The sequence below is a fragment of the Pseudomonas sp. CC6-YY-74 genome (genome assembly GCF_002025205.1).
Lineage (GTDB): Bacteria > Pseudomonadota > Gammaproteobacteria > Pseudomonadales > Pseudomonadaceae > Aquipseudomonas > Aquipseudomonas paeninsulae.
The window spans coordinates 4,490,096-4,514,196 of the sequence record NZ_CP019947.1; the positions used below are offsets into that span (position 1 = coordinate 4,490,096).

23 protein-coding genes are annotated in these 24,101 nt (G+C 65.9%); 14 read left to right on the plus strand and 9 right to left on the minus strand.

Translation table 11 applies throughout. The features are described 5' to 3' along the window. The first annotated feature begins 7 nt into the window (after window positions 1-7). Window positions 8-442, plus strand: a complete 435-nt coding sequence (locus tag B2D37_RS20340) for a thioesterase family protein (protein ID WP_079204412.1) — start codon at window positions 8-10, stop codon at window positions 440-442. A gap of 74 nt (window positions 443-516) precedes the next feature. On the opposite strand, the gene B2D37_RS20345 is transcribed toward B2D37_RS20340, so the two are convergent. Beyond that, window positions 517-1,806 (minus strand): MFS transporter, encoded by a 1,290-nt coding sequence (locus B2D37_RS20345; protein ID WP_079204413.1) that lies wholly within the window; start codon window positions 1,804-1,806, stop codon window positions 517-519. Between the two features lie 201 nt (window positions 1,807-2,007). On the opposite strand from B2D37_RS20345, the gene B2D37_RS23885 reads away from it, so the two are divergent. After that, the gene (locus B2D37_RS23885; protein ID WP_256573105.1) at window positions 2,008-3,921 is read left to right on the plus strand and encodes an AMP-binding protein; all 1,914 of its coding nucleotides are present in this window, start codon (window positions 2,008-2,010) and stop codon (window positions 3,919-3,921) included. Next, window positions 3,873-4,844, plus strand: coding sequence for a lysophospholipid acyltransferase family protein (locus tag B2D37_RS23890; RefSeq protein ID WP_256573106.1), 972 nt, complete (start codon window positions 3,873-3,875; stop codon window positions 4,842-4,844). The genes B2D37_RS23885 and B2D37_RS23890 overlap by 49 nt, the downstream gene beginning before the upstream one ends. 373 nt (window positions 4,845-5,217) lie before the next feature. Here the strand turns inward: B2D37_RS23890 and B2D37_RS20355 are convergent, their stop codons facing one another. The 3 genes from B2D37_RS20355 to B2D37_RS20365 all read right to left on the minus strand — a co-directional run bounded on the left by B2D37_RS20355 (window position 5,218) and on the right by B2D37_RS20365 (window position 7,305). Beyond that, complete coding sequence (locus B2D37_RS20355; RefSeq protein ID WP_079204414.1) at window positions 5,218-5,667, minus strand: glycine zipper domain-containing protein; 450 nt, start codon at window positions 5,665-5,667, stop codon at window positions 5,218-5,220. A gap of 358 nt (window positions 5,668-6,025) precedes the next feature. Continuing rightward, entirely contained in the window at window positions 6,026-6,511 is a 486-nt protein-coding gene (locus tag B2D37_RS20360; RefSeq protein WP_079204415.1) for a hypothetical protein, read from the minus strand. A 479-nt stretch (window positions 6,512-6,990) separates the two neighbouring features. After that, entirely contained in the window at window positions 6,991-7,305 is a 315-nt protein-coding gene (locus B2D37_RS20365; protein ID WP_218190344.1) for a helix-turn-helix transcriptional regulator, read from the minus strand. Window positions 7,306-7,393: 88 nt separating this feature from the next. Between B2D37_RS20365 and soxC the strand changes: the two genes are divergently transcribed. Next, window positions 7,394-8,677, plus strand: a complete 1,284-nt coding sequence (soxC, locus tag B2D37_RS20370) for a sulfite dehydrogenase (RefSeq protein WP_218190345.1) — start codon at window positions 7,394-7,396, stop codon at window positions 8,675-8,677. Beyond that, window positions 8,670-9,242 carry a c-type cytochrome gene (locus B2D37_RS20375; RefSeq protein WP_218190346.1) on the plus strand — a complete coding sequence of 191 codons (573 nt, stop codon included), beginning with the start codon at window positions 8,670-8,672 and terminating at the stop codon, window positions 9,240-9,242. Before soxC ends, B2D37_RS20375 begins: the two co-directional genes overlap by 8 nt. A gap of 143 nt (window positions 9,243-9,385) precedes the next feature. Here B2D37_RS20375 and B2D37_RS20380 read toward each other — a convergent pair whose 3' ends face one another. Further along, window positions 9,386-10,477 carry a substrate-binding domain-containing protein gene (locus B2D37_RS20380; protein WP_079204419.1) on the minus strand — a complete coding sequence of 364 codons (1,092 nt, stop codon included), beginning with the start codon at window positions 10,475-10,477 and terminating at the stop codon, window positions 9,386-9,388. A gap of 185 nt (window positions 10,478-10,662) precedes the next feature. On the opposite strand from B2D37_RS20380, the gene B2D37_RS20385 reads away from it, so the two are divergent. From B2D37_RS20385 to fdhD, 5 genes are all read left to right on the plus strand, one after another. Beyond that, window positions 10,663-11,157: a formate dehydrogenase subunit gamma gene (locus B2D37_RS20385; RefSeq protein ID WP_079204420.1), complete on the plus strand. Its 495-nt coding sequence runs from the start codon at window positions 10,663-10,665 to the stop codon at window positions 11,155-11,157. After that, the gene (locus B2D37_RS20390; RefSeq protein WP_218190347.1) at window positions 11,154-12,734 is read left to right on the plus strand and encodes an NADH-quinone oxidoreductase subunit NuoF; all 1,581 of its coding nucleotides are present in this window, start codon (window positions 11,154-11,156) and stop codon (window positions 12,732-12,734) included. The genes B2D37_RS20385 and B2D37_RS20390 overlap by 4 nt, the downstream gene beginning before the upstream one ends. Window positions 12,735-12,749: 15 nt before the next feature. After that, entirely contained in the window at window positions 12,750-15,593 is a 2,844-nt protein-coding gene (fdhF, locus tag B2D37_RS20395; RefSeq protein WP_079204421.1) for a formate dehydrogenase subunit alpha, read from the plus strand. Between the two features lie 84 nt (window positions 15,594-15,677). Then, on the plus strand, window positions 15,678-15,920 hold the full coding sequence (locus B2D37_RS20400; protein WP_256573107.1) for a formate dehydrogenase subunit delta: 243 nt from the start codon (window positions 15,678-15,680) through the stop codon (window positions 15,918-15,920). A gap of 31 nt (window positions 15,921-15,951) precedes the next feature. Further along, window positions 15,952-16,776 carry a formate dehydrogenase accessory sulfurtransferase FdhD gene (gene fdhD / locus B2D37_RS20405; RefSeq protein WP_079204423.1) on the plus strand — a complete coding sequence of 275 codons (825 nt, stop codon included), beginning with the start codon at window positions 15,952-15,954 and terminating at the stop codon, window positions 16,774-16,776. Window positions 16,777-16,804: 28 nt separating this feature from the next. Here fdhD and yrfG read toward each other — a convergent pair whose 3' ends face one another. Then, on the minus strand, window positions 16,805-17,467 hold the full coding sequence (yrfG, locus tag B2D37_RS20410) for a GMP/IMP nucleotidase (RefSeq protein WP_079204424.1): 663 nt from the start codon (window positions 17,465-17,467) through the stop codon (window positions 16,805-16,807). A 135-nt stretch (window positions 17,468-17,602) separates the two neighbouring features. Between yrfG and nudE the strand changes: the two genes are divergently transcribed. Together nudE and cysQ are read left to right on the plus strand one after the other, a co-directional pair. Continuing rightward, window positions 17,603-18,169, plus strand: coding sequence for an ADP compounds hydrolase NudE (gene nudE, locus B2D37_RS20415; RefSeq protein WP_079204425.1), 567 nt, complete (start codon window positions 17,603-17,605; stop codon window positions 18,167-18,169). Beyond that, on the plus strand, window positions 18,166-18,987 hold the full coding sequence (gene cysQ / locus B2D37_RS20420) for a 3'(2'),5'-bisphosphate nucleotidase CysQ (protein ID WP_079204426.1): 822 nt from the start codon (window positions 18,166-18,168) through the stop codon (window positions 18,985-18,987). Before nudE ends, cysQ begins: the two co-directional genes overlap by 4 nt. A gap of 205 nt (window positions 18,988-19,192) precedes the next feature. Here cysQ and B2D37_RS20425 read toward each other — a convergent pair whose 3' ends face one another. Continuing rightward, window positions 19,193-19,855 (minus strand): endonuclease, encoded by a 663-nt coding sequence (locus B2D37_RS20425; RefSeq protein WP_079204427.1) that lies wholly within the window; start codon window positions 19,853-19,855, stop codon window positions 19,193-19,195. Window positions 19,856-20,325: 470 nt separating this feature from the next. Between B2D37_RS20425 and B2D37_RS20430 the strand changes: the two genes are divergently transcribed. Then, window positions 20,326-21,099, plus strand: coding sequence for an ABC transporter substrate-binding protein (locus B2D37_RS20430; RefSeq protein ID WP_079204428.1), 774 nt, complete (start codon window positions 20,326-20,328; stop codon window positions 21,097-21,099). A 239-nt stretch (window positions 21,100-21,338) separates the two neighbouring features. Here the strand turns inward: B2D37_RS20430 and B2D37_RS20435 are convergent, their stop codons facing one another. Continuing rightward, on the minus strand, window positions 21,339-21,899 hold the full coding sequence (locus tag B2D37_RS20435; RefSeq protein WP_079204429.1) for an NADPH-dependent FMN reductase: 561 nt from the start codon (window positions 21,897-21,899) through the stop codon (window positions 21,339-21,341). Window positions 21,900-21,984: 85 nt separating this feature from the next. Next, a complete protein-coding gene (locus tag B2D37_RS20440) occupies window positions 21,985-22,878 on the minus strand; it encodes a LysR family transcriptional regulator (RefSeq protein WP_079204430.1) in 894 nt (297 codons plus the stop codon). Between the two features lie 141 nt (window positions 22,879-23,019). On the opposite strand from B2D37_RS20440, the gene B2D37_RS20445 reads away from it, so the two are divergent. Beyond that, window positions 23,020-24,093 carry a polyamine ABC transporter substrate-binding protein gene (locus B2D37_RS20445; RefSeq protein ID WP_079204431.1) on the plus strand — a complete coding sequence of 358 codons (1,074 nt, stop codon included), beginning with the start codon at window positions 23,020-23,022 and terminating at the stop codon, window positions 24,091-24,093. The last annotated feature ends 8 nt before the right edge of the window (window positions 24,094-24,101 follow it).

A 24,101-nucleotide genomic window follows, 5' to 3' on the forward strand; every position in this document is an offset into this window, starting at 1 on the left:
ACAACCCATGAACCCACCCCAACACCTGCGCAGTGACTACCGGCACTTGCAGCCGATCAGCACGCGCTGGCACGACAACGACATCTACGGCCATGTGAATAACGTCACCTACTACAGCTACTTCGACAGCGCGGTGAACAGCTATCTGATCGAGGTTGGTGGTCTGGATATCCACACCGGCGAGGTGGTCGGTTTCGTCGTCAGTTCCAGCTGTGATTACTTCGCCTCCATCGCCTTTCCCGAGCGTATCGAGATCGGCCTGCGGGTCGGCAAGCTGGGCAACAGCTCGGTGCAGTACGAGCTGGCGGTGTTCAAGCAGGACGAGGAACAGGCCTGCGCCGCCGGGCGTTTCGTCCATGTGTTCGTTGACCGGCAGAGCAACCGGCCGCTGCCGATTCCCGAGCGCTTGCGCATGGCGCTGGCGGTCTTGCTGGTCGAGTAAGGGCGGCCTGTAGGGCGGATCGCTGCCCAGGCCCTTTTCCGCGTTGACTTACCACCGCCACGCGGCAGCGAGTCTTACCGATCGGCCAGCGCCGCGCGGCGGCCGCGTTTGAGGTCGACGCTGGCGAGGATCAGCAGGCCAAGCACGAAGTAGCTGCCGGTGAGCAGTATCGCCAGGCGATGGTCGCCATCGGTCAGCCAGCTGGTCAGGCCGTAGGTCATCGGGCCGATGATCGACGACAGCTTTACCGCCTGGCCCCACAGGCCATAGAACTCCGCCCGCCGCGCCGGCGGCGCGAGCAGACCGACGATGGCGCGCCCGGCCGACTGGCTGGCGCCCATGCACAGCCCGGCGATGTTGGCTGCCAGCCAGAACAGCGGCGGCCCCTCGGCGGCCCAGGTCAGACCGATCATCAGCAGCCAGCCGAGCAGAGTCAGGGCCAGGGTGACGATATGTCCGAGGCGATCCTGCACATAGCCGAACAACACGGCGCCAATCGAGGCGGTGACATTCACCAGCAGGATCAGCTTGAGGGTGTCCTGGGTGGTGAAGCCCATGGCCTGGTCGGCGTAGATGGCGGCCAGGGTGACCACCGCGGCGATCCCGGCCTGGTAGCACAGGGTGCAGGCGAGAAAGCGCAGCAGGTCGCGATAACGCCTGGCCTCGCGGACCGTCCGGGCGAAGCGGGCGAACGCCAGCCGCACGCCGTGGCGGGCGTTAGGTTGCAGCTGCGGCTGACTGCGCTCGCGCAGGAACAGGAAGGTCGGCAGGCTGGCCAGGGCGAACAGGATCGCGGTGAGCAACATACACACCGGCACGAACTGCGCCGCCGTGTGGCCCTGGGCCTGCGCCCAGCTGACATAGGCCAGGCTGGCGCCGAGGCTGAGCAGGCCGCCGATATAACCGAAGCCCCAGCCCCAGCCGGAGACCCGGCCGATGGCATCCTCGCGGGCGATTTCCGGGAGGAACGCGGCGATCAGGTTTTCGCCGCTACCGAAGCAAAAGTTGGACAGCACGATGAAGACGATGGCGATGACCAGCGCGCCCGGTCCGGCCAATGCCAAACCGGCGGTGAACAGCACGCAGCCGAGGGTGCAGAGCAGCAGCAGGCGCTTCTTGCAGGCATAGGCATCGGCATAGGCGCCGAGCACTGGTGCGCTGACGATGATCAAGGCATAGGACAGGGCGATGGCACTGGTCCATGCCAGGGTGCCCCAGGTCGCGCCGCCGGCCACTACCGCGACGAAGTAGGCGTTGAATACCGCGGTGATCACCACCGTGGTGTAGCCGGAGTTGGCGAAGTCGTACATCGCCCAGGCCCAGGCTTCGCGGCGCGTGACTCCGGGGGCGAGGCTGGGGGGCATGGCGAGCACTCCGTTGGCGCGCGCCGGTTGGCGGCGCGCAATGATGCTCACGCAAGCCTAGCAGTCCGCTCGGCTAGAGACGTCCGGGCTATAACCGCCGGCCTGCTATGGGCTAGAGGTTATTATCGCCAGTGGCGGCAAAGGCTTATTGTTTTTCAGCGAGGGTGGTGGTCGAGACTGCCCAGCCGCTGAGGGTCGCCGATGAGTCGTCTGCCTCATGCACCAAGCGCCCAGCCCGCTGCAGCGGCTGCGGCGCAGCGCCTGCTCCGGATCGTTCGCCAGACGGTTGCCGAATTGCGCCCCTATGCGGCGCAGGATTCGTCCGTCAGCTTGCACAGCGTACTCGACAGCGATCTGGGGCTGGACAGCCTGGCTCGGGTCGAGCTGTGGTCACGGGTCGAGCGCGAGTTCGGCGTGCGTCTGCCCCAGGCGCTGTTCGCCTCGGCGGAGACTCCGGGCGATGTGCTTGAGGCGCTGCTGGCATGCGGGCCGACACTTGCGGCGGGGCCGCGCGGTAGCGTCGAGCGCTTGCCCGTCGGCCCGCAGGAGCGGCTCACGCCGGACGCCGCGCAGACCCTGATCGAGGTGCTCGACTGGCATGTGCAGCGCCATCCGCAGCGCATTCATGTGCGCCTGCTGGGCGAAAGCGATATCCCCGAAGACATCAGCTACCTGGCCTTGCAGCAGGGGGCCAGGGCGGTTGCCTGCGGGTTGCAGCGACGCGGCCTGCAGGCCGGGCAGCGGGTGGCGCTGATGCTGCCGACCGGCCTGGATTTCCTCTTCGGCTTCTTCGGCATCCTCCTCGCCGGCGGCGTGCCGGTGCCGATCTATCCGCCCATGCGCTTGTCGCAGATCGAGGAGCACCTGCGCCGTCAGGCCGGCATTCTCGCCAATGCCGAGGCGACGATGCTGCTCACCGTCAGCGAAGCCAAGCTGCTCGCCCGCTTGCTCAAGCCGCAAATCCCGAGCCTGCGCGAGATCGCTACAGTGGCCGAGTTGTGCGCCGAGCCAGGCAGCTTCCTGGCGACGCAGCGGCAGCCCCAGGACCTGGCCTTCCTGCAATACACCTCGGGCAGTACCGGTCAGCCCAAGGGAGTGATGGTCAGCCATGCCAATGTGTTGGCCAACCTGCGGGCGATGGGTACGGCGCTGCGCGTCAGCGCCGACGATGTGTTTGTCAGCTGGCTGCCGATGTACCACGACATGGGCCTGATCGGCGCCTGGCTCGGCAGCCTGTATTACGGTTTCGTCCTGGTGCTGATGTCGCCGTTGGCCTTTCTCGCCCGGCCGGCGCACTGGCTGGAGACCATCCAGCGCTACCGCGGCACGCTGTCGGCGGCACCGAACTTCGCCTACGAGCTGTGCCTGAGCAAGCTCGCCGACAGCGAGCTCCAGGGCCTCGACCTGAGCAGTTGGCGCCTGGCCTGCAACGGCGCCGAACCGGTCAGCCCGGACACCCTGCAACGCTTCGCCGAGCGCTTCGGCCGCTATGGCCTGCAGCCAGGTGCGCTGGCCCCGGTGTACGGCCTGGCCGAGGCGACCCTGGGCGTAGTCTTCCCGCCGATCGGCCGCGCGCCGCTGCTCGACTGGGTCCAGCGCGAGTCGTTCCAGGCCCGGGGCCAGGCCCTGCGCGCCGAGCCGGGGAGTACCGATGCGCTGCGTTTCGTCAGTTGCGGTCAGCCGCTGCCGGGGCATCAGGTACGCATCGTCGATGATCACGACATCGAGCTGCCCGAACGTAGCGAGGGCCATCTGCAATTCAAGGGGCCGTCGACCAGCAGTGGCTATTTCCATAACCCGCAGGAGAGCCAGCGGGTGCGCCATGGCGAATGGCTCGACTCGCTCGATCTGGCGTACATGGCCGCCGGCGAGGTCTACCTCAGCGGGCGGGCCAAGGACCTGATCATTCGCGGCGGGCGCAACATCTACCCCTATGACGTGGAGACCGCGGTCGGCAGCCTGCCGGGCCTGCGCAAAGGCTGCGTCGCGGTGTTCGGCAGTGGCGAACCGGCCAGCGCCAGCGAGCGTCTGGTGGTGCTGGCGGAGACCAGCGAAAAGGACCCCGCGTGCGGCAACGCCTGCAACAACAGATTGCCCGGGTGGCCATCGACCTGACCGGGGTACCGCCGGACGATATCGTCCTGGCGCCGCCGCACAGCGTGCTGAAAACCTCCAGTGGCAAGATCCGTCGCGCCGCCAGTCGCGAACTGTACGAGCGCGGCGAAGTGGGTCGGCCGGGGCGGCCGGTGTGGCGGCAACTGCTGCGGCTGCTGCAGTCGGCGGCGCGGGCGCAACTCGGCCGCGTCTGGCGCAGCGTTCGGGCCGCACTCTATGCCGGGTATTTCTGGGCCTTGCTCGGGCTGCTCGGCAGCCTGACCTGGACGGCCGTGGCACTGCTGCCGCGCCTGATTTGGCGGCGCCGCTTGAGCGGGGCCGCGGCCCGCCTGTTCCTGCGTCTGGCGGGCATCTCCTTGCAGATAGAGGGCCTGGACAGGCTGCGCCGGCAGGACGTGCGCGTGCTGGTCGCCAACCATGCCAGCTACCTGGACGGTTTGCTGCTCTGCGCGGCTCTGCCGCCCGAGTTCAGCTTCGTCGCCAAACGCGAGTTGGCCGGACAGCGTATCGCCGGGCACTTCCTGCGCAAGATCGGCACCTGCTTCGTCGAGCGCTTCGACCTGCAGCGCAGTGCCGCCGATGCCGAACGCCTGGCGGCGGCCTTGCAGGCCGGGCAGTCGCTGGTGTTGTTTCCCGAAGGCACGCTGAGCCGCGAACCGGGGTTGCTGCCATTTCGCATGGGCGCCTTCGTCCTCGCCGCGCGCGCCGACGTGGCGCTGGTGCCGGTGGCCATCGCTGGTTCGCGCATGGTGCTGCGTGACGGTCAGTGGTTTGCCCATCGTGGCCAAATCCACCTGCACATCTGCGCCCAACTGCTGGCGCAGAGCCACGATTGGCTGGATGCAATCAAGTTGCGCGACCAGGCGCGGGCCGAGTTGCTGCAACGCCTGGGCGAACCGGATCGGCTGCTGCTGGCGGGCTGAGGGGGCGCTGGCGAACCTGGAAAGCGCTGTTTCGTTGCTCGTCGATGGGTAGTGCCAGGCTCAATCGCATCCGACAAGTGCTGGCGTGTAATCGCTGCAATCAGCGACCCTAGTCCAAGAGGCCCAGCGAAATCCGGGAAGGGTTGGTCGGCGGCAGATCCTCCCGGATTGCATCCGGGCCAGCAACAGTTCGGCGTCCCGGTCAGGTGTCGCATGGGTATCGAGCCCGGTAGGCGCGAAGAGGGCGCGCCTAACCGTTATCCGCGAAGGTCACCTGGATTGAGCCTGGAAAAAAGCCGCTCACTTGGCTAAGTGAGCGGCTGGTGTCGTGGGTCAAGGCGCTGGGCGGCAGGTGCGCATGGCGCACCATTACTCAATGGTGGCGATGTTTCTTGTGCTTCTTGTGCTTGTGCTTGTGGCCATGGGAGTGGCCATCGCCGTCATAGCGATTGTCATAGCGGTTGTCGTTGCTTATTTCATTGCCGAGCGCGCCGCCGGCTGCGCCACCCAGGCCTGCGCCTATGGTCGAACCGGTGCTGCCGCCGACTTGGCCGCCGAGCACCGAACCGCCCGCCGCGCCCAGGCCGCCGCCAAGGGCAGCGCCGGTCTTGTTGCCGTCGCGGGCGGTAATTACTCCGCCGGCTGCGCCACCGACCCCGGCACCAATCGCCGCGCCGGTGCTACCGCCGACCTGCTGGCCGATGACGTTGCCCAGGACACCGCCAACACCGCTGCCTATGGCGACTTTTCCGGAGTCGCCAGCCAAGGCATATGGTGCGGCGATAAGGCTGCTGAGAGCGAACGCTACGAGGGTTTTGCGCATGGTTTGAGTCCTGCTGAATAAGGGGGCGAGCATACTGCATTGCAACTGATGGCTTTTCGCTACATCGCACAGATGTAGAGGCGCATGGCGGGCTTTGGTTCCCTGCCGCGCAAATGTTCGTTGCGCTATCCCCGGCTAAAGCGCGCAGCGTTCACCGTTCTGTAGGGTGTCACTCGCCGCAGGCAGTGCACCATGGTTTATCGGCGCAACGCCAAGCTGGCGGGTTGTCGCTGCGCTCCGAAGCCGCCCTACGGACAAGTCGCAGAATTTGGAACAATTCGCAATCCATATCAGGCTAGGTTTTAGCCCGCCGCATGCCTCTGCGAGGGCTTCAGCGCTTGCCGGCTCGTCCTGTCTGTCAGTCGCGCCAGCCGTGACCGTGGTGCTTACGCTTGTGGCGCTTGCCGTGGTGGCGGCGATGACCGTGGTGGCGGTCGTCACGGTAATAACCGCGGTCGCGACGATCGTAGCGGTCGTCATCCCGGCTGGCATCGCCATAGTTGTTGCCGATGGCGCCGCCGGCACCGCCGCCGAGCGCCGCGCCGATCAGGCCGCCGGTGGTGCCGCCCATTTGCTGGCCGAGGACGTTGCCACCGGCCGCACCCAGGCCGCCACCGATGGCTGCTTCGGTCTTGTTGCCGCGGCGTGCGGCGACCGAGCCGCCCGCGGCGCCACCGACGCCGGCGCCGATAGCCGCGCCGGTGCTGCCGCCGATCTGCTGGCCGACCACCGAGCCCAATACCCCGCCCAGCGCGCCGCCGACACCGGCCCTCATGTTATCGCCTGCCATTGTCTGTCCTGCGGCGAGGCCGAGGCTCAGTAGCAACATTGAAATGTACTTCATGGAGAAGTTCTCTCAGTGGTTAAGTCGGTGGCGATGCTGGGGTTGGCGAGCAGGCCTGGCAAGCATCTGCCGACGAGCGGTGTGCTTATGTAAAGGTTGTGTAAGTAGCTGTTTTGAATGGAGAACTTTTACGGAATCGGGCGGTCATAGCTCATTGCTCCAGGCAAGTCAGGGCGTTTTTCAGGCCTTTCGAGGGCACCTTCGGCGGCTTATGCCGGCGCTGTTGGTGGCCCCAGAGGCGCGGGGAATAGCCAATGCCCGGGGGCAGGTTGAGCCATAGATCAGCGGGACGCCGGGTCGCCGGACCGTAGCACGCGGGCTCCAGCAGCCAGGCGCGCTGGTGAAGAAGGCTTCCCTGGCCTGGCAGGTTCCAGGCAAGTCGCTAGGCGTTCGCCCGCCGTCTTCGACGAAGCGCTGTCGCGCCGCAAACTGAGGCGCTCAGGGAAACCGCAGGATGGGGCGGGCCGCTACCGGGGTGGTCAGGCGGGTCCGCCGTCCTGGCAACACTCGGCCATCACGAAACTCAGGGCCTGCTGCAACCGAGCGAAGTCGACCCGGTTGAATACTTCGCGGCCATCGCGCTGCTGGGTTAGCACGCCGGCCTGCACCATGGTGTTGAGGTGATGGGCGAGGGTCGAGCGGGGAATGCCGATGCGCTCCTGCAGTTGGCCGAAGTTGAGCCCGTCCGGGCCACTGCGGACCAGCGTACGAAAGACCTGCAGGCGCAGCGGATTTCCCAGCGCCTCGAGGCAAGATGCGACTTCATTGAGTTCCATGGCGCGGAGAATAGACAAGCGATCAACGGCATGCAACGATATAACTAGATGTCTAGTTATGTCGTCATTAAGTGAAGCGACGGCGCCTGCCGTCCGGGAGCCTGTCGTGAATAAGTCAGCTTTGCGTTTCGTCGCCGGTAACGGCCTGCTCGATCGCCGCGCCTTTCTCAAGAGCGGTTACGGCCTCACGCTTGCCACTGCCATCGGTTTGTCGCCGGCAGGCCGGGTACTGGCCGAAAGCGAGCCGCCCATGCCCGCCTGGATGACCCGCCTGGGCGGCGCCGACACCGAGTACGGCAGCCCCGCGAGCCATGAACGGCAGGTGTTGCGCCAGCTCCAGCCCTCTACTCCGCAAACCGCTGGCTTCAGCAGCTGGCATTCGCCATTACAGCACCAGCGCGGCAGCATCACCCCCAGCGGCTTGCACTACGCGGTGCACCACAACGGCATTCCGGCCATCGACCCCGAGCGCCATCAGGTGCTGCTTCATGGTCTGGTCGAGCGGCCGCTGCAGTTCGACCTGGAGCGCTTGCTGCGCTACCCCATGGTCTCGCGCATCCAGTTTCTCGAATGCGCGGGCAACACCGCCGCCAATGCCATCTCGCCGACCGCGCGCAATGCCGATTGTCAGGAATTGTTCGGCCAGGTATCGGGCTCGGAATGGACCGGCGTGCCGCTGTCCTACCTGCTGCGCGAGGCGGGGGTCAAGGCGGCGGCGCGCTGGGTGATCTGCGAGGGTGCCGATGGCGGCTCGCACAGCCGCAGCCTGCCGCTGGCCAAGTTGCTGGATGACGCCATCATCGCCTTCTACCAGAACGGCGAGCGCCTGCGACCCTCCCAGGGTTATCCGCTGCGCCTGTTCGTGCCGGGTTGGGAAGGCAATGTCAGCGTCAAGTGGCTGCACCGCCTGGAAGTCAGCGACAGCCCGGTCTTCAGCAAGGACGAGTCAGGCCTCTATACGCGCATTCTCAGCGACGGTGACATTCTCGCGTTCGGCTTCCCCATGGAGGTCAAGTCGGTGATCAGCCATCCCAGTGGACAGCAGCAACTGCCCGAACTCAAAGGCTTTTACGAGGTATCCGGGCTGGCCTGGTCCGGCATGGGGCGCATCGCCAAGGTCGAGGTTTCCGCCGACAACGGTCGCACCTGGGCGCTGGCGCAGTTGCAGGCGCCGGTGCTGGACAAGGCGCTGACCCGCTTCAGCATCCCCTGGCAGTGGACAGGTGCGGCCAGCACTCTGCTCAGTCGCGCCACCGACGAACTGGGCAACACCCAACCGACCCGCAGCGAATGGCGCAGCCGCTATGCGGCTCACTCGTTCAACCACTACAACGCCATCCAGGCCTGGCGCGTGCGCAGCAGCGGCGAGGTGGAGAATGTCTATGCGTAGCCTGTGGCTGCTGCTCGCGCTGGCAAGCAGTGCGGCGGCGCAGCCGGTGATCGGGTTCGGCCTGCCGTTAGCGGCGCAGACTATCCAGCGCTATGCCATCAGCGTATTCCCCGATGGCCGCAACCTGCCCCCTGGCCAGGGCAGTGTGCGCGGCGGTGGCGAACTCTATGCCGAGCGCTGCGCCAGCTGCCACAGCGCCAACGGCAAACAAGGCCCAGCTGCACGCCTGGTTGGTCGCGACGGCTTTTTCAGCGTCGATGACCCGCTGCGTATCCTGCGAATCAGCGAGCATCCACTGCTGTTGTTTTCGGTCGGCGGTCAATGGCCGTACGCCACCAGCATTTTCGACTACACCCGCCGGGCCATGCCGCACTACGCGCCGAAGAGCCTGAGCGATGATCAGGTGTATGCCCTCACAGCCTATATCCTGCACCTGAATGGCTTGCTGGACGCGACCGCCGTGCTCGACCAGGACAGCCTGGCCAAGGTCGAGATGCCCGGTCGCAAACGCCTGCGTTGGGCGCAAGGCGCGCCGGAGTCGGCAATGCCAGCGCCCATGCCGTGAGCGCTTGTGAAAAACTCGCCTACTGCGGCCGCCTGCCAACGCCCGCTGCGGTGCTCGATCTTTTCACCACCGCTGAGAGCACGCCCGGCCCTGCCGGCGCCGGTCGGCGACGGCGGCGGGATCGGGCGTTCCGCGCGTGGGGCCTACTCCAGCAGGCTCTCGCGGCTCCACTGTTCCAGCGCCTGGGCCAGTGGCAGCACCTCGCCGGGGCGGCTCAGGGCGTAGCCGGGTAACTCGGCGATGCGCGCCTGGAACTCGGGGTTCTGCAGCACCTCGAGCAGCGCGCCCATGGCCGGCAGGGCCAGGCTGTCTTGATGGCAGAGCAGGCAGTAGTGCTCGCGGGCCATGGGGATGAAGGCCAGGCCGAACAGGCGCGCCGCCGCCTCCACGCCGAAACCGGCATCGGCCATGCCGCTGGCGACGTAGGCGGCCACGGCCGCGTGGGTGTATTCCTCGTTATAGAAGCCGTCGATGTCGACGCTATCGATCGCCGCCTGTTGCAGCAGGCTTTCCAGGAGCATGCGCGTGCCCGAGCCCTGTTCGCGGTTGACGAAGCGTCGGCCGCTGCGCTGCAGATCGGCCAGGCCGGTGATGCCCAGCGGGTTGCCGGGGGCGAGGATCAGCCCCTGGGTGCGCACGACGAAGGTGATCACCCGATGCTCGGTACGTAGCCAGGGCTGGATGCGCGCCATGCTCAGGCTGCCCAGCGGACCGGCAGGTACATGCAGGCCCGCCAGGTCGCAGTCGCGGCGGTGCAGTGAAAGCATCGCCTCGACTCCACTGCGAAACTGCAACTCCCACTGCCAGCGGCCATCCAGTTCCAGCCACTCGCGCAGCGCCGCCACCGCGAAGCCATGGCTGGCATGGATGCGCAGGCCGGGGCGGGTTTCCTGCAGCGCGCGGTTCAGCTCGATCTCCAGTTCGCCGGCGAGGTTATCCAGTTGCGGGCTCAGGCGCGCGCGGATCCGTTGGTCGGCGCGCAGCAGTTTTTCCCCGAGGCTGGTGAGGTGCGCACCCTTGCCGCGCTCCAGGGCGATCAGCGGGCTGCCGAAAAAGGCTTCCCACTTGCCCAGCAGGTTCCACGCGTGCCGGTAGGAGTAGCCACTGCGGGCTGCGGCCTCGGTCAGCTTGCCGGTATCGTGGACGTTTTGCAGCAGGCTCAGGCCCTGCGGGTCGAGGCTGCTGCCATCGGTCTGGTGAAAGCGCCAGCGCGGTTGGATCTCGATACGGATCATATGTCCTCTACTTCATATTTGATGCGGCGTTACGCCATGTTAGCTTGCTTTACGCGGTTTTCATGATCCGCAAATAAGAACTCAATTTCATATGTTGTGCGGCAAAGAAGTCGCCCAGCCGTTCGCCGGATAGTTTCGGCGATTGCTGGCGGCCACCACCACGCACAGCGGCCGGAGCCTCGAACATGGCCAAGCTTGCCCAGCATGCCGATTTCCCGCAGTACCAGGCCGTCACCCGCGCGGTGCTGGCGGCGCACCGGGACGAACCCGGCGCCCTGCTGCCCATTCTTCACGACATCCAGGAGCGTCTCGGCGCGGTACCGCCCGAGGTGCTGCCAATGATCGCCGAAGACCTCTGCCTGTCGCGCGCGGAGGTGCACGGGGTGGTCAGCTTCTACCACGATTTCCGCGCCAGCCCGGCCGGCCGCCTGCACCTTAAGCTGTGCCAGGCCGAAGCCTGCCAGTCGATGGGCGCCAAGGCGCTGACCGGCGAGCTGCAGAGCAAGCTTGGCCTCGAACTGGGCGAGACCCGCGCCGACGGCAGCCTGACCCTGGAGGCGGTGTATTGCCTGGGCAACTGCGCCTGTGCGCCGAGTGCCATGCTCAACGGCGAGCTGCACGGTCGGGTCGATGTCGAGGGCCTGCTGGCCCTGCTGGAAGAACAGGAGGCGCGCGCATGAGCCAGTTGAACCAAGCCATCACCGTCTACGTCCCGCGTGACGCCAGCGCCCTGAGCCTGGGCGCCGACGCGGTAGCACGGGCCATCGTTGCCGAAGCCAAGGCGCGCAATCTCGAGGTGCGCCTGGTGCGCAACGGTTCGCGCGGGCTGTTCTGGCTGGAGCCGCTGGTCGAGGTCGCCACCCCGGCCGGGCGCGTAGCCTATGGCCCGGTCAAGGCGCGCGATGTCGCCGGGCTGTTCGATGCCGGCTTCCTCGGCGCAGGCGAGCACCCGAAGGCACTCGGTCTGACCGAAGAAATCGACTACCTCAAGCGCCAGGAGCGCCTGACCTTCGCCCGCGCCGGGATCACCGATCCGCTGTCGCTGGCTGACTACATCGAGCATGACGGCTACCGCGGCCTTAAACGCGCACTGGAAATCGGCGCCGAGGAGATTATCGCCGAGGTGCTCGACTCCGGCCTGCGCGGGCGTGGCGGCGCGGCCTTTCCCACCGGGATCAAGTGGCGCACCGTGGCCGGCTGCGCGGCCGCACAGAAGTACATCGTGTGCAACGCCGATGAGGGCGACTCGGGCACCTTCTCCGACCGCATGGTGATGGAGGACGACCCCTTCGTGCTGATCGAGGGCATGACCATCGCCGCCCTGGCCGTCGGCGCCACCGAGGGCTACATCTACCTGCGTTCGGAATACCCGCACGCCGAGGCGGCGCTCACCGCGGCCATGGCCACGGCCTATGCCGAGGGCTACCTGGGCGATGACATTCTCGGCAGCGGCCAGCGTTTCCATTTGCACCTGCGCCGCGGCGCCGGCGCCTATGTCTGCGGTGAGGAAACCTCGCTGATGGAAAGCCTCGAAGGCCGGCGCGGTGAAGTGCGACCCAAGCCGCCGCTGCCGGCGATCGAGGGCCTGTTCGGCATGCCGACGGTGATCAACAACGTGATCTCGCTGGCCTCGGTGCCGATCATCCTCGACAAGGGCGGCGCCTACTACAAGGACTACGGCATGGGCCGTTCGCTCGGCACCCTGCCGATCCAGCTGACCGGCAACATCGCCCGCGGCGGCCTGGTCGAGAAGGCCTTCGGCATCACCCTGCGCGAACTGCTCTATGACTACGGCGGCGGTTCGGCCACCGGGCGGCCGATCCGCGCGGTGCAGGTCGGCGGCCCGCTGGGCGCCTACCTGCCGGAATCGCAGTTCGACACGCCGCTGGACTACGAGACCTTCGCCGCCCTCGGCGCGGTGCTCGGCCACGGCGGCATCGTGGTGTTCGACGATACGGTCGACCTGGCCGAGATGGCCCGCTACGCCATGGAATTCTGCGCCATCGAATCCTGCGGCAAGTGCACGCCCTGCCGGATCGGTTCGACTCGCGGCGAAGAGCTGCTCGAGCAGATCATCGTCGCCCGCTCGGAAGGTCCGCAGCCGGGGCGCATTGAACTGCTCAAGAGCCTGTGCGACACCATGCTCGGCGGTTCGCTGTGCGCCCTCGGCGGCATGACACCCTATCCGGTGCTGAGCGCCCTCAATCACTTTCCTGAAGACTTCGGGGTGTCGCCAGACACCGCCGCAGCCCGCTGAACCGGAGACACCGACATGGCCCTGTTTCGTGAACTCGACTATGGCACCCCCGCCCGTACCGGCGCCCCGGTAACGGTGGAAATCGACGGTCAGGCGATCACCGTGCCGGCCGGCACCTCGCTGATGCGCGCGGCCCAGGAGGCCGGCATCGCCGTGCCCAAGTTGTGCGCCAGCGACAGCCTGGAAGCCTTCGGCTCGTGCCGCCTGTGTGTGGTGGAAATCGAAGGCCGCCGCGGCTTCCCGGCGTCCTGCACCACCCCGGTGGAAACCGGCATGAAGGTGCGCACGCAGAGCCCGAAATTGGCCGATCTGCGCCGTGGCACCATGGAGCTGTACATCTCCGATCACCCGCTGGACTGCCTGACCTGCTCGGCCAACGGCAACTGCGAGCTGCAGGATATGGCTGGTGTGGTCGGCCTGCGCGAGGTGCGCTACGACCCGGTGAAGACCCACCTGGCCGAGACCAAGGACGAGTCCAACCCCTATTTCAGCTTCGACCCGGCCAAGTGCATCGTCTGCAATCGTTGCGTGCGTGCCTGCGAAGAAGTGCAGGGCACCTTCGCCCTGACCATCACCGGGCGTGGCTTCGATTCGCAGGTCAGCGCCGGGCAGAACGAAGACTTCCTCGATTCCGAGTGTGTGTCCTGCGGCGCCTGCGTGCAGGCCTGCCCGACTGCCACCTTGATGGAAAAGTCGGTGATCGAGATGGGCCAGGCTGAACGCAGCGTGACCACCACCTGCGCCTATTGCGGTGTCGGCTGCTCGTTCAAGGCCGAGATCAAGGGTAATGAAGTGGTGCGCATGGTGCCGAACAAGGACGGCCACGCCAACCACGGTCACTCCTGCGTCAAGGGCCGCTTCGCCTGGGGCTACGCCACCCACCCGGATCGCATTGCCGCGCCGATGATCCGCGACAGCATTGACCAGCCTTGGCGCACGGTCGATTGGGACGAGGCGATCAGCTACACCGCCAAGCGCTTCAAGGACATCCAGGCGCAGTACGGCCGCGACTCGGTCGGCGGCCTGACCTCCTCACGCTGCACCAACGAAGAAGCCTATCTGGTCCAGAAGCTGGTGCGCGCCGCCTTCGGCAACAACAACGTCGACACCTGCGCACGGGTTTGCCATTCGCCGACCGGTTACGGCCTCAAGGTCACCCTCGGCGAATCCGCCGGGACCCAGGACTTCGACTCGGTGCTGGCTGCCGACGTGGTGCTGGTGATCGGCGCCAACCCTACCGACGGCCATCCGGTGTTCGGCTCGCAGCTCAAGCGTCGTCTGCGCGAGGGCGCCAAGCTGATCGTTGCCGACCCGCGCGGCATCGATCTGGTGCGCGGCCCGCACGTCAAGGCCGACTACCACCTGCAACTGCGTCCCGGCAGCAACGTCGCCCTGCTCAACAGCCTGGCCCATGTCATCGTCAGCGAGAGCCTGGTGGACGAGGCCTTCGTCGCCGAGCGTTGCGAGGGCGAAGCCTTCGAGCAGTGGCGCACCTTCGTCGCCGAGGCGCGGCACAGCCCCGAGGCCATGGAAGAATTGACCGGCGTGCCGGCCGCCGTAGTACGCGGCGCCGCGCGGCTGTACGCCACCGGCGGTAACGCGGCGATCTACTACGGCCTGGGTGTGACCGAACACAGCCAGGGCTCCTCGACCGTGATGGCGATTGCCAACCTGGCCATGGCCACCGGCAACATCGGTCGCGCCGGCGTCGGGGTCAACCCGCTGCGTGGACAGAACAACGTGCAGGGCTCCTGCGACATGGGCTCCTTCCCCCATGAGCTGCCCGGCTACCGCCACGTCTCCGATCCGCTGGCGCGGGGGCAGTTCGAACAGGCCTGGGGCGTCAGCCTGCTCGACGAGCCGGGCCTGCGTATTCCCAACATGCTCGCTGCGGCGCATGCCGGCACCTTCAAGGGCATCTACATCCAGGGCGAAGACCCGGCGCAATCCGATCCGGATACCCAGCACGTCACCGACGCGCTGCGGGCCATGGAGTGCGTGGTGGTGCAGGACCTGTTCCTCAATGAAACCGCCAAGTTTGCCCATGTGTTCCTGCCCGGCGCCTCCTTCCTTGAGAAGAACGGCACCTTCACCAACGCCGAGCGGCGTATCTCGCCGGTGCGCAAGGTGATGCCGGCGCTGGCCGGCAAGGAAGATTGGGAAGTGACGGTGGCGCTGTCCAATGCCCTCGGCTACCCGATGATCTACAGTCATCCGTCGCAGATCATGGATGAAATCGCCAGCTTGACGCCGACCTTCACCGGGGTCAGCTACGCCAAGCTGGAGCGTTTGGGCAGCATCCAGTGGCCATGCAACGACGCCGCGCCGGAAGGCACGCCGATCATGCACGAGGATGCCTTCGTGCGCGGCAAGGGTCGCTTCATGATCACCGAGTACATTCCCACCGAGGAGCGCACCTCGCGCAAGCGTCCGCTGATTCTGACCACCGGGCGGATCCTCTCGCAGTACAACGTCGGCGCGCAGACCAGGCGTACCGAAAACAGTGCCTGGCATTCCGAGGATGTCCTCGAGTTGCACCCGGTGGATGCCGAGGATCGCGGAATCAACGACGGCGACTGGGTGGCGATCAACAGCCGCGCAGGCGAGACGGTGATGCGCGCGGTGGTAACCGAGCGGATGCAGCCGGGGGTGGTCTACACCACCTTCCACCACCCGGAGTCCGGCGCCAACGTGATCACCACTGACAACTCGGACTGGGCGACCAACTGCCCCGAGTACAAGGTCACCGCCGTGCAGATCAGCAAGGTCGAAACACCTTCGCAATGGCAGGACGAGTTCCATGCCTTTACCAAGGAGCAACTCGACCTGCTGCCGCGGATCAAGCTGACCCAGCTCTAAGCGCCGCTGGCGGCGGGCGATCCGTGTGATCGCTCGGCGCCATTGTTTTTCAGCTCCTCGACTGCCAGAGGTTCGCAGATGGGCATGAACGCCACACAATTGATTAAGATGGCCAACCAGATCGGCGCCTTCTTCGCCTCGCAACCCAACCCTGAGCAGGCCCGTGCGGATTTCGCCCTGCATCTGAAGAAACAATGGGACCCGCAGATGCGCATCGCGCTCTATGCCCATATCGATGCCACCGCCGGCGAAGACCTCAGCGCCTTTGCCCTGGAGGCGATGCAGGGTCTGCGTGAGCAGATCGAACCGCTGGCCCGACCGGCTTAAGCTGGGGCCTGATCCCTTGGAGTCTTCGCCCATGTCACGCAACGCCGCCACCCCTGTCTCGGGCGAGCCATCAACCAGCCAGGCGCAGGATGCTTATGCCTATGTCGAGCTGGATGACGCGGCGGTGCGCGGCAGCGCCATGTTGGCCGAGGAGTGTGCCCTGGCGATTGCCTACAACGGCATCAGCCATGCGGTGATGATGGTGTCGCCCTCGGCCGTGGAAGACTTCGTTATCGGCTTCAGCCTGAGCAGTGCGGTGGTCAGCGGCGTCGAAGAAATTTATGACGTGCGCGTTCAGCGCAATGGCGACACCCTCAACGCCGAGGTGCAGATCAGCAATCGCGCCTTCTGGGCGCTCAAGCAGCAACGTCGCCAGTTGGCCGGCACCAGCGGTTGTGGCCTGTGTGGCGTGGCGGCGCTGGAGCAGGCGCTGCCGCAACTCGCGGTTCTGCCGTCCAGCCCGTTGCCGCCCGCCGAACACTTGCATGACTTGCGCACGCGCATCGCCAGCGCGCAGAGCCTGGCGCGCTACAGCGGTGCCCTGCATGCCGCGTTATTCGTCGACCAGCACGGCGAGATCAACCTGTGCCGCGAGGATATCGGGCGGCACAACGCGCTGGACAAGCTGATCGGCGCGCTGCGTCAGCAGGGTCGTAGCGCGAACCAAGGCTTCGTGGTGATCACCAGTCGCTGCAGCCTGGAGCTGATTCACAAGGCGGTGCGCGGCGAATTTGCCACCCTGGTCAGCCTCTCGGCACCGACCAACCTCAGCGTGCGCTGGGCGCGCGAGCATCGCCTCAACCTGATCCACCTGCCGCATCACAGCGCACCACGGGTATACAGCCCGGCGCGCTAGCGTGGCTGCGGTCTTGACCGCGAAGCCGTTACAGCCCCTCGATCAGCTCCCGGTAATCACCGACCGCGGCGAACTCCTCGGTGTCCTTCGGGCCTTTGCGGCTGTCCGGCTGGCGCACCGCCAGCAGGTGGCCGATGCCATAGGCGTGGGCGCTGCGCAGCACGGGCAGGCTGTCGTCGATGAACAGGCTGCGCGCCGCAGCGAAGCCGAGGTCCTGCTGCAGGGCGAACCAGAACTGCTGAGCTTCCTTGGCGAAGCCGTAGTCGTGGGAGCTGATCAAACGGTCGAAGTAGGGCGCCAGTTCGATGCGTTCCAGCTTCAGCGACAGCGAGTCGCGATGGGCATTGGTGATCAGCACCACGCGCTTGCCGGCGGCGCGCACCGCGGCGAGGAAGGTGTCGGCGTCCGGGCGCAGGGCAATCAGGTGGGCCACCTCGCGCTTGAGGTCGCGAATCGACAGGTTCAGTTCGCGGCTCCAGAAGTCCGTGCAGTACCAGTTGAGCTGGCCGGCATGTGCATGGAACAGCGGCAGCAACTCGGCGTCGGCCAACGCCCGGCTGATGCCGTGCAGCTCGGCATAGCGCTGCGGCAGGTGCTCCAGCCAGAAGTGGTTATCGAAATGCAGGTCGAGCAGGGTGCCGTCCATGTCCAGCAGTACGGTATCGATCTCGCTCCAGGGCAATGACGGCATGGTGGCTTCTTGTGTGCTGAGTGCGGAGGGTGTCGCGAATCTGCCGACTGACGTCGTGATCGCGCAATCTCCGGCGGGGCTAATCGGAAAAGGCGCGGTATGATAACTCGCCCCGCCACTCTCAGGAGCCGCACCATGCCTCAGAAACCCACCGTACTCGCCCGTGAGATAGTCGCCAGCAGTCGCTTGTTTCGTATCGAGGAGCTGCAGTTGCGCTTCGCCAACGGTGTGGAACGGACCTATGAGCGCCTGGTCGGCAAGGGTGTCGGTTACGGTGCGGTGATGATTGTGGCGCTGGTCGATGCCGAGCATGTGCTGCTGGTCGAGGAGTACTGCGCCGGCACCGACGACTACCAGTTGTCGCTGCCCAAGGGGCTGATCGAACCGGGCGAGGACGTACTGGCGGCGGCTGACCGTGAACTCAAGGAGGAAGCCGGTTTCGGCGCGCGGCAACTCGAGCACCTGACCGAGTTGAGCCTGTCGCCCGGCTATATGAGCCAGAAAATCCAGGTGGTGCTGGCCACGGACCTGTACCCGGAGCGCCTGCCCGGCGACGAACCGGAGTCGATGCGGGTCGACAAGGTTAACCTGCGCGAGCTCTCGAGCCTGGTGCAGCATCCGCAATTCAGCGAGGGCCGGGCCCTGGCCGCGCTCTACCTGGCGCGCGACCTGCTGACCCAGCGTGGAGACTTCGTGCTATGAGCCATCCCCTGATTCCGGCGGTAATCCAGTTGGTGCGCGAAGCCGGCGCGGCGATTCTGCCGCATTGGCGCGCCGGTGTGCTGGTGACCGAGAAGGCCGACGCCTCGCCGGTGACCGCCGCCGACATGGCCGCCCATCACATCCTCAACGATGGCCTGGTCGCGCTCGATCCGAGCATTGCGGTGCTGTCCGAGGAGGCCGCCGATATCGCCTTCGACGAGCGCGCGAAATGGAGTCGCTGGTGGCTGGTCGACCCGCTGGATGGCACCAAGGAATTCATTTCCGGCAGTGAAGAATTCACCGTCAACGTCGCGCTGATCGAGCAGGGCCGGGTGGTGTTCGGCGTGGTCGGGATTCCCGCCAATGGTCGCTGCTACTACGGCGGCGCCGGCCTGGGTGCCTGGCGCGCCGAGGCCGATGGTGCGGAGCAGCCGATCAGCGTGCGTCTGAACCCGGACGAAGCGTTTACCGTGGTCGCCAGCCGGCGCCACACCAGCCCGGCGCAGGAGCGTCTGCTGGAGGGCCTGAGCGAACGCTTTGGCGACCTGCAACTGGCCAGCGTCGGCAGCTCGTTGAAGTTCTGCCAACTGGCCGAAGGCAATGCCGATTGCTACCCGCGCCTGGCGCCGACCTCGCAGTGGGACACCGCCGCCGCCCAAGGCGTGCTGGAAGGCGCCGGCGGCGAAGTGCTGACCCTGCAGGGCGCCGTGCTGACCTATGAAGCGCGCGAATCCTTGCTCAACCCCTCCTTCCTCGCCTTGCCGGCGGCCGTCGAATGGCGCGCCGAGCTGATCCAGCTGGCCCGCGCGCTGGACTGACGCTCGGCTACTGCAGCCGCCTCCAGGCACCCTGCGCTCGGACCCATTACCTCGAGCAAGCCGCGAGCCGTAGGGTGACACTCGCCTTAGGCAGTGCACCATTGGTTCGCTGGCGCGGCACAAAAGCTGGCGGGCTGTCGCTGCGCTCCGAGGCCGCCCTACCCGCAGGCAGTGCAGCATGGCTCACTGGCGCGGCGCGGGGTTGTCAGTCGGCGATCAGTTGGTCGACCAGGGCCGGGTCGTCGATAAAGCGATTGCGTGTGCCCTGTAGGCTGCCGATCTTTTCGTTGCGGGCGTTTTCTTCGCCATCCGGCGGGTCCATCCGGTGCCACTGCTTGTACATCCGCGCGTCGCCGCCGATGGGCAGGCCGTACTCGATGTGCATGTAGAAGATCGCCCGGGCGATATTGCCTTTGGCGGCGTCGCGCGGCTCCAGCACTTTGAGGTGGCTCTTGAGGTCGCAGCCGATGTCGGCGAGCGTGCTCTCCTCGCTGGCGTCCAGCAAACCGAACTGCGCGTTGCGCCGCACCTGTTCGGCGCGGGTCAGCGCCGGATAGAGGTTATGCAGGTCGGCGGCCATATAGGCATAGCGTGGGCTCATGATGCTGCACTGGCGATCGGTGATGCAGCGCAGGGCGCTTTTCAGCTGCTTGCTGCTGTAGATCGGGCTGATGCTGAGCAGTCCGCCGCCACCTTCGCCGGTGAAGGCCTTGGCGCAATACAGCGAGGTGCCGCCGGCGCCATACAGCTCATCCCAGAACAAGTGGTCGCGGACTTGCGGGTCGTCAATCTGACTCTGACCATTGGCCAGAATCGGCAGGCTGAAACTGGCTGCCAGGCAACCGAGGGCAATAACGACTGCTCGCATGATAAGACTCCGTTGACCGCCGTGTTCGGGGTCTGTTGTTTTTTTAGAGTGGCCGCATCTAACAAGACCCGCGGCACATGAGCAAGCCGAAAGATTGGCGCCATGTAAGCTTTGGCTTACATGGCGTGCCGTCGATCGCCACTACTGTGATCGGCGCTGGGCGGCTAATCTTCTGGCCATGGACGTAGCGCAGGAAGCGCAAAAAACTAAAAGGGACACGCAGGATAGCCGCCAGGATGGTGCGCGCAACACGGATGTCAGTACACAGTCTGCAAAGGCCCCGCATCAGCGGGGCTTTCTTTTATTGGGCGTTCGCCCAGTGCGGCACTTCTGCCGCGTCAATCTTCACTAGCGTGATGGTTCACCGCGGGGCAGCCGCCACGGCATCCAGACGTCGACGGGGGCGGGTCAGTCGAGTCGATGGCGACCTGCAGTAAACTGTAACGACTTTGTACGCGTCGAGCCTCGCCATGCCGATCCAGCTTGCCCAGTGTTTTCCACCATCGCTCCGCTCCGTCTGGCTGCTGCTCGCGGCGTTGGGCCTGAGCACTATCCAGCCAGTGGCCGGCGCGCAGCTATACCGCGTGGGTGTGGAAGACGTCGATTACTACCCCATTTTTGCGGTGTCGGCGGACCACCAGTACCGCGGTTACGCCCGCGACTTGCTCGACCTGTTCGCCGCCCACGCGGATATCCAACTGCGTTATGTGCCGTTGCCGGTACGCCGGCTCTATCACGAGTACTGGGCGGGTCGGCTCGACCTGGTTTTTCCCGACAGTCCGCGCTGGCATGAGGCCGGTAAACCGCACGGTGTGATTACCTACTCGCAGCCGCTGCTGACCTTCCAGGACGTGGTGCTGGTGCTGCCGGCACGGGTGGGCCAGCCGCGTGAGCGTTTTCGCAAGCTCGGCTTCGTCCGCGGCTTCACTCCCTGGAAGTTTCACGCCGAGATTGCCGCAGGCGCCGTGGAGATCCACCGGGCGCCGAGCCCGGAGGGCCTGATCCGGATGACCCTGGCCGGCTACATCGACGGTGCCAACATGGCCCGCCAGGTTGCGCGCTACCACCTGGGCCAACTTGAGCGGCCGCACGCCCTGGTGGCAGAGCCCAGCTTGTTGCAGTCCAGCGACAGCCACTATTACCTGTCGAGCATCCGCCATCCCGAGCTGATCCAGCGCTTCGATGCCTTCCTGCGCAGCGAGCGGCAGGCGGTCGCTGCGCTGAAGGCGAAATACGGGCTGTAAGCCAAGGCGTCAGAGGTGCTGAGCATATCGCGAGGCGCCGCGAGACAGCCTGCGGATCGTGGGTTGCGCGAGGTCATTGGTCGCAGCAGGCGGGTTTTTCCACCACCTCTCAGCCGATCCGGCGTTTGTCCACGGCGGCATCCTGCCAGCAGGCTGCCGCGCCGTGCGCTGCGGCCATCGGGCAACCCTCTCGGGACTTCCTGCTCGGCTGGTGGTGGAGGCGCGCTGGCTCGCGCGGGTCAGCCTTTTATCTGCTGCTCCACCCACTCGGCATAGGCGTTGATGAACTTCTGCAGGAACGGTTTGATGCCGTCGCCGAGCATGCCGGCCTCCTCGAAGAAGCTGCCGGCACCGCCCAGATAAGCCTCCGGCTGCTGCATCATCGGCACATCGAGAAACACCATGGACTGGCGCAGGTGCTGGTTGGCGCCGAAGCCGCCGATGGCACCCGGCGAGGCGCTCAGCACGGCCCCCGGCTTGCCGCTAAAGGCGCTCTGGCCGTAGGGACGCGAGCCGACGTCGATGGCGTTCTTCATCGGTGCCGGCACCGAGCGGTTGTATTCCGGGGTGACGAACAGCAGCGCGTCGGCGGCCTTGAGCTTGGCGCGAAAGCGCAGGTAGGCCTCGGGCGGCTGTTGCTGGTCGATATCCTCGTTGTACAGCGGCAGGTCGCCGATCTCGATGATTTCCAGCTTCAGCGAGGCGGGCGCCAGTTCGGCCAGCGCCAGGGCCAGCTTGCGGTTGATCGATGCCTTGCGCAGGCTGCCGACGAGGACGGCGACGTGGTGAACCTTGCTCATGACGACTCCTTGCCAGTGAGAGCGGGTAGCGGGGTGAACTGAAACTATAGACCGCCCCGGCGCCGAAGGTCTTGGCGGGCCTTGCTCAGCTGAAGGTCGTGAGCAAATCCTCGACCATGGCCAGCTGCGCCTCACTCGGTTGACGGCCGCGGTGGTTGGCCAGGTGAAACTGCACGCTGAAGCCGAGCTGTTCCGGCAACAGCGCGCGCAGCAGGCCGCTAGCTTGCCAGGGGGCGGCGATATGTCGGGGCAGGTAGCCGATATGGGCGCCGGACAGGACAAAGGCCAGAGTGCCTTCGACCTGTTCGCTGTGGGCGCTGCTGGCGGTGGTTTGCCAGGGTTCGTCGCGTTGGATGAAACGGTAGGGGTGGAGCACGCTGTCTTCGCCCTGCAACTGTTCCAGGCTCACTTCGGTTCGAGCGAATAAATGATGCCCGACGCCGCAGTACAACGCTTGTGCCTCCTCGAATAGCGGGACGTAGTCGAGCGCGGCCTGGGCGCCGGAGAAGTAGCCGATCGCCAGGTGCAGTTGATCCTGCAGCAGGCGTCGTTCCAGTTCGGCCGGCATGGCGCTGAGCAGTTCGATCTGCACTGCCTGGTTGCGCCGGCGAAAGTGGCCGATGGCTGCGCCGACGCGACTCAGCACCTGCGCGTCGAGGGCTTTGGAGAGGCCGATGCTGAGCGTGCCCAGCAGTTTGTCGGCCATGCCCTGGGCTTCGCCCTTGAAGGTTTCGAGGGCGGCGAACAGCTTGCGCGTGGCCAGCAGCACCTGCTCGCCCTTGGGCGTCAGGCGGAAGCCAGCCCGGCCGCGCTCGCACAGGCGAAAACCCAGACGCGTCTCCAGTTTGGCCATCTGCGTGCTGATGGTCGACTGACCGACCCCCAGTTCGCCCTGCGCGGCACTGAAGCCGCCGCTCTCCACCACGGTGATGAACAGGCGCAGCAGTTGCAGGTCGAGGTCGCGGACTTGGCTGAGCATGGCGGCTCCAAACATTGATGAAAGTAGATGCCAGGGTAGATTACTTCATATTTATCCGAAGCAAGTCGCAGCGCAGCATGGCTCTACCTAACCCGCTGCTACAGGGGTCATTGCCGAGCCAATTTGAATGAGGGTATCGCCATGCGTCTCGCCACGAGTGTGTTAATGATCGTCTTCGCCCTGCCGCTGCAGGCCGAGGAGCGCGTGCTGAACATCTACAATTGGGCCGATTATGTGGCGCCGCAAGCGCTCAAGCGCTTCCAGAGCGAGAACGGGATACGGGTCAAGTACGACACCTTCGACAGTGGCGAGGTGCTCGACAGCAAGCTGCTCACCGGTGGCAGCGGCTACGACGTCGTGTTTCCAGCCTCCAGTGGCCTGGCCCGGGCGATCCAGGCCCAGGCCCTGCAGCCGATCGGCGCGCTGAGCAACGCCGTCAATCTCGATCCCGAGCTGCTGGCAAAACTGGCCGGTGTCGATCCCGGTAACCAGTACGGTGTGCCCTATACCTGGGGCACCGTCGGCCTGGGCATCAACCGGCAGGCGGTCGAGCAGCGGCTGCCGGGCGTGGCGCTGGACAGTCTCGACCTGCTGTTCAAGCCGGAGTACGCCAGCAAGCTCAAGGATTGCGGCATCGCCGTGCTGGATTCGCCGCAGGAAGTGATTGCCGTGGCCCTCAACTACCTGGGCAAGGCGCCCTACAGTGCCGCGGCCGAGGACCTGGAGGCCGCGCAGCAGTTGCTGGCGAAACTGCAGCCGAACCTGCTGTATGTAAATTCCGCCCGGCAGATCAACGACCTGGCTAGCGGCACCGTATGCCTGGCGCTGGCCTACACCGGTGATGTCGGCATGGCCGCGGCGCGGGCGGCTGAAACCCCGCAGCCGTTCGAGGTGGTCTATCGCATCCCCCGCGAGGGCACCCTGATCTGGTTCGACACCATGGCCATCCCCAAGGACGCGCCGCATCCAGAGGCCGCCCGCGCCTTTATCGACTACATGCTCAAGCCCGAGTCGATTGCCGAGCTGACCAACGAACTGTATTTCGCCAATGCCAACGCCGCTTCGGCCCCGCTGCTCGATGAGGCGGTCAGCAGCGATCCGGACATTTACCCGGGCGCCGCGGTGCGCGCCCTGCTGTTTCCCGAGCAGACCATGACGCTCAAGGACCAGCGCAAGCGCAACCGCCTGTGGACCGCCTTCCGTAGCCAGTATTGAACTCACGC

Coding starts and splice junctions, on each gene's coding strand:
- B2D37_RS20340 (WP_079204412.1), top strand. CDS start 8: ATGAACCCACCCCAACACCTGCGCAGTGACTACCGGCACTTGCAGCCG.
- B2D37_RS20345 (WP_079204413.1), bottom strand. CDS start 1,806: ATGCCCCCCAGCCTCGCCCCCGGAGTCACGCGCCGCGAAGCCTGGGCC.
- B2D37_RS23885 (WP_256573105.1), top strand. CDS start 2,008: ATGAGTCGTCTGCCTCATGCACCAAGCGCCCAGCCCGCTGCAGCGGCT.
- B2D37_RS20355 (WP_079204414.1), bottom strand. CDS start 5,667: ATGCGCAAAACCCTCGTAGCGTTCGCTCTCAGCAGCCTTATCGCCGCA.
- B2D37_RS20360 (WP_079204415.1), bottom strand. CDS start 6,511: ATGAAGTACATTTCAATGTTGCTACTGAGCCTCGGCCTCGCCGCAGGA.
- B2D37_RS20375 (WP_218190346.1), top strand. CDS start 8,670: ATGCGTAGCCTGTGGCTGCTGCTCGCGCTGGCAAGCAGTGCGGCGGCG.
- B2D37_RS20380 (WP_079204419.1), bottom strand. CDS start 10,477: ATGATCCGTATCGAGATCCAACCGCGCTGGCGCTTTCACCAGACCGAT.
- B2D37_RS20385 (WP_079204420.1), top strand. CDS start 10,663: ATGGCCAAGCTTGCCCAGCATGCCGATTTCCCGCAGTACCAGGCCGTC.
- B2D37_RS20390 (WP_218190347.1), top strand. CDS start 11,154: ATGAGCCAGTTGAACCAAGCCATCACCGTCTACGTCCCGCGTGACGCC.
- fdhF (WP_079204421.1), top strand. CDS start 12,750: ATGGCCCTGTTTCGTGAACTCGACTATGGCACCCCCGCCCGTACCGGC.
- B2D37_RS20400 (WP_256573107.1), top strand. CDS start 15,678: ATGAACGCCACACAATTGATTAAGATGGCCAACCAGATCGGCGCCTTC.
- fdhD (WP_079204423.1), top strand. CDS start 15,952: ATGTCACGCAACGCCGCCACCCCTGTCTCGGGCGAGCCATCAACCAGC.
- yrfG (WP_079204424.1), bottom strand. CDS start 17,467: ATGCCGTCATTGCCCTGGAGCGAGATCGATACCGTACTGCTGGACATG.
- nudE (WP_079204425.1), top strand. CDS start 17,603: ATGCCTCAGAAACCCACCGTACTCGCCCGTGAGATAGTCGCCAGCAGT.
- cysQ (WP_079204426.1), top strand. CDS start 18,166: ATGAGCCATCCCCTGATTCCGGCGGTAATCCAGTTGGTGCGCGAAGCC.
- B2D37_RS20425 (WP_079204427.1), bottom strand. CDS start 19,855: ATGCGAGCAGTCGTTATTGCCCTCGGTTGCCTGGCAGCCAGTTTCAGC.
- B2D37_RS20430 (WP_079204428.1), top strand. CDS start 20,326: ATGCCGATCCAGCTTGCCCAGTGTTTTCCACCATCGCTCCGCTCCGTC.
- B2D37_RS20435 (WP_079204429.1), bottom strand. CDS start 21,899: ATGAGCAAGGTTCACCACGTCGCCGTCCTCGTCGGCAGCCTGCGCAAG.
- B2D37_RS20440 (WP_079204430.1), bottom strand. CDS start 22,878: ATGCTCAGCCAAGTCCGCGACCTCGACCTGCAACTGCTGCGCCTGTTC.
- B2D37_RS20445 (WP_079204431.1), top strand. CDS start 23,020: ATGCGTCTCGCCACGAGTGTGTTAATGATCGTCTTCGCCCTGCCGCTG.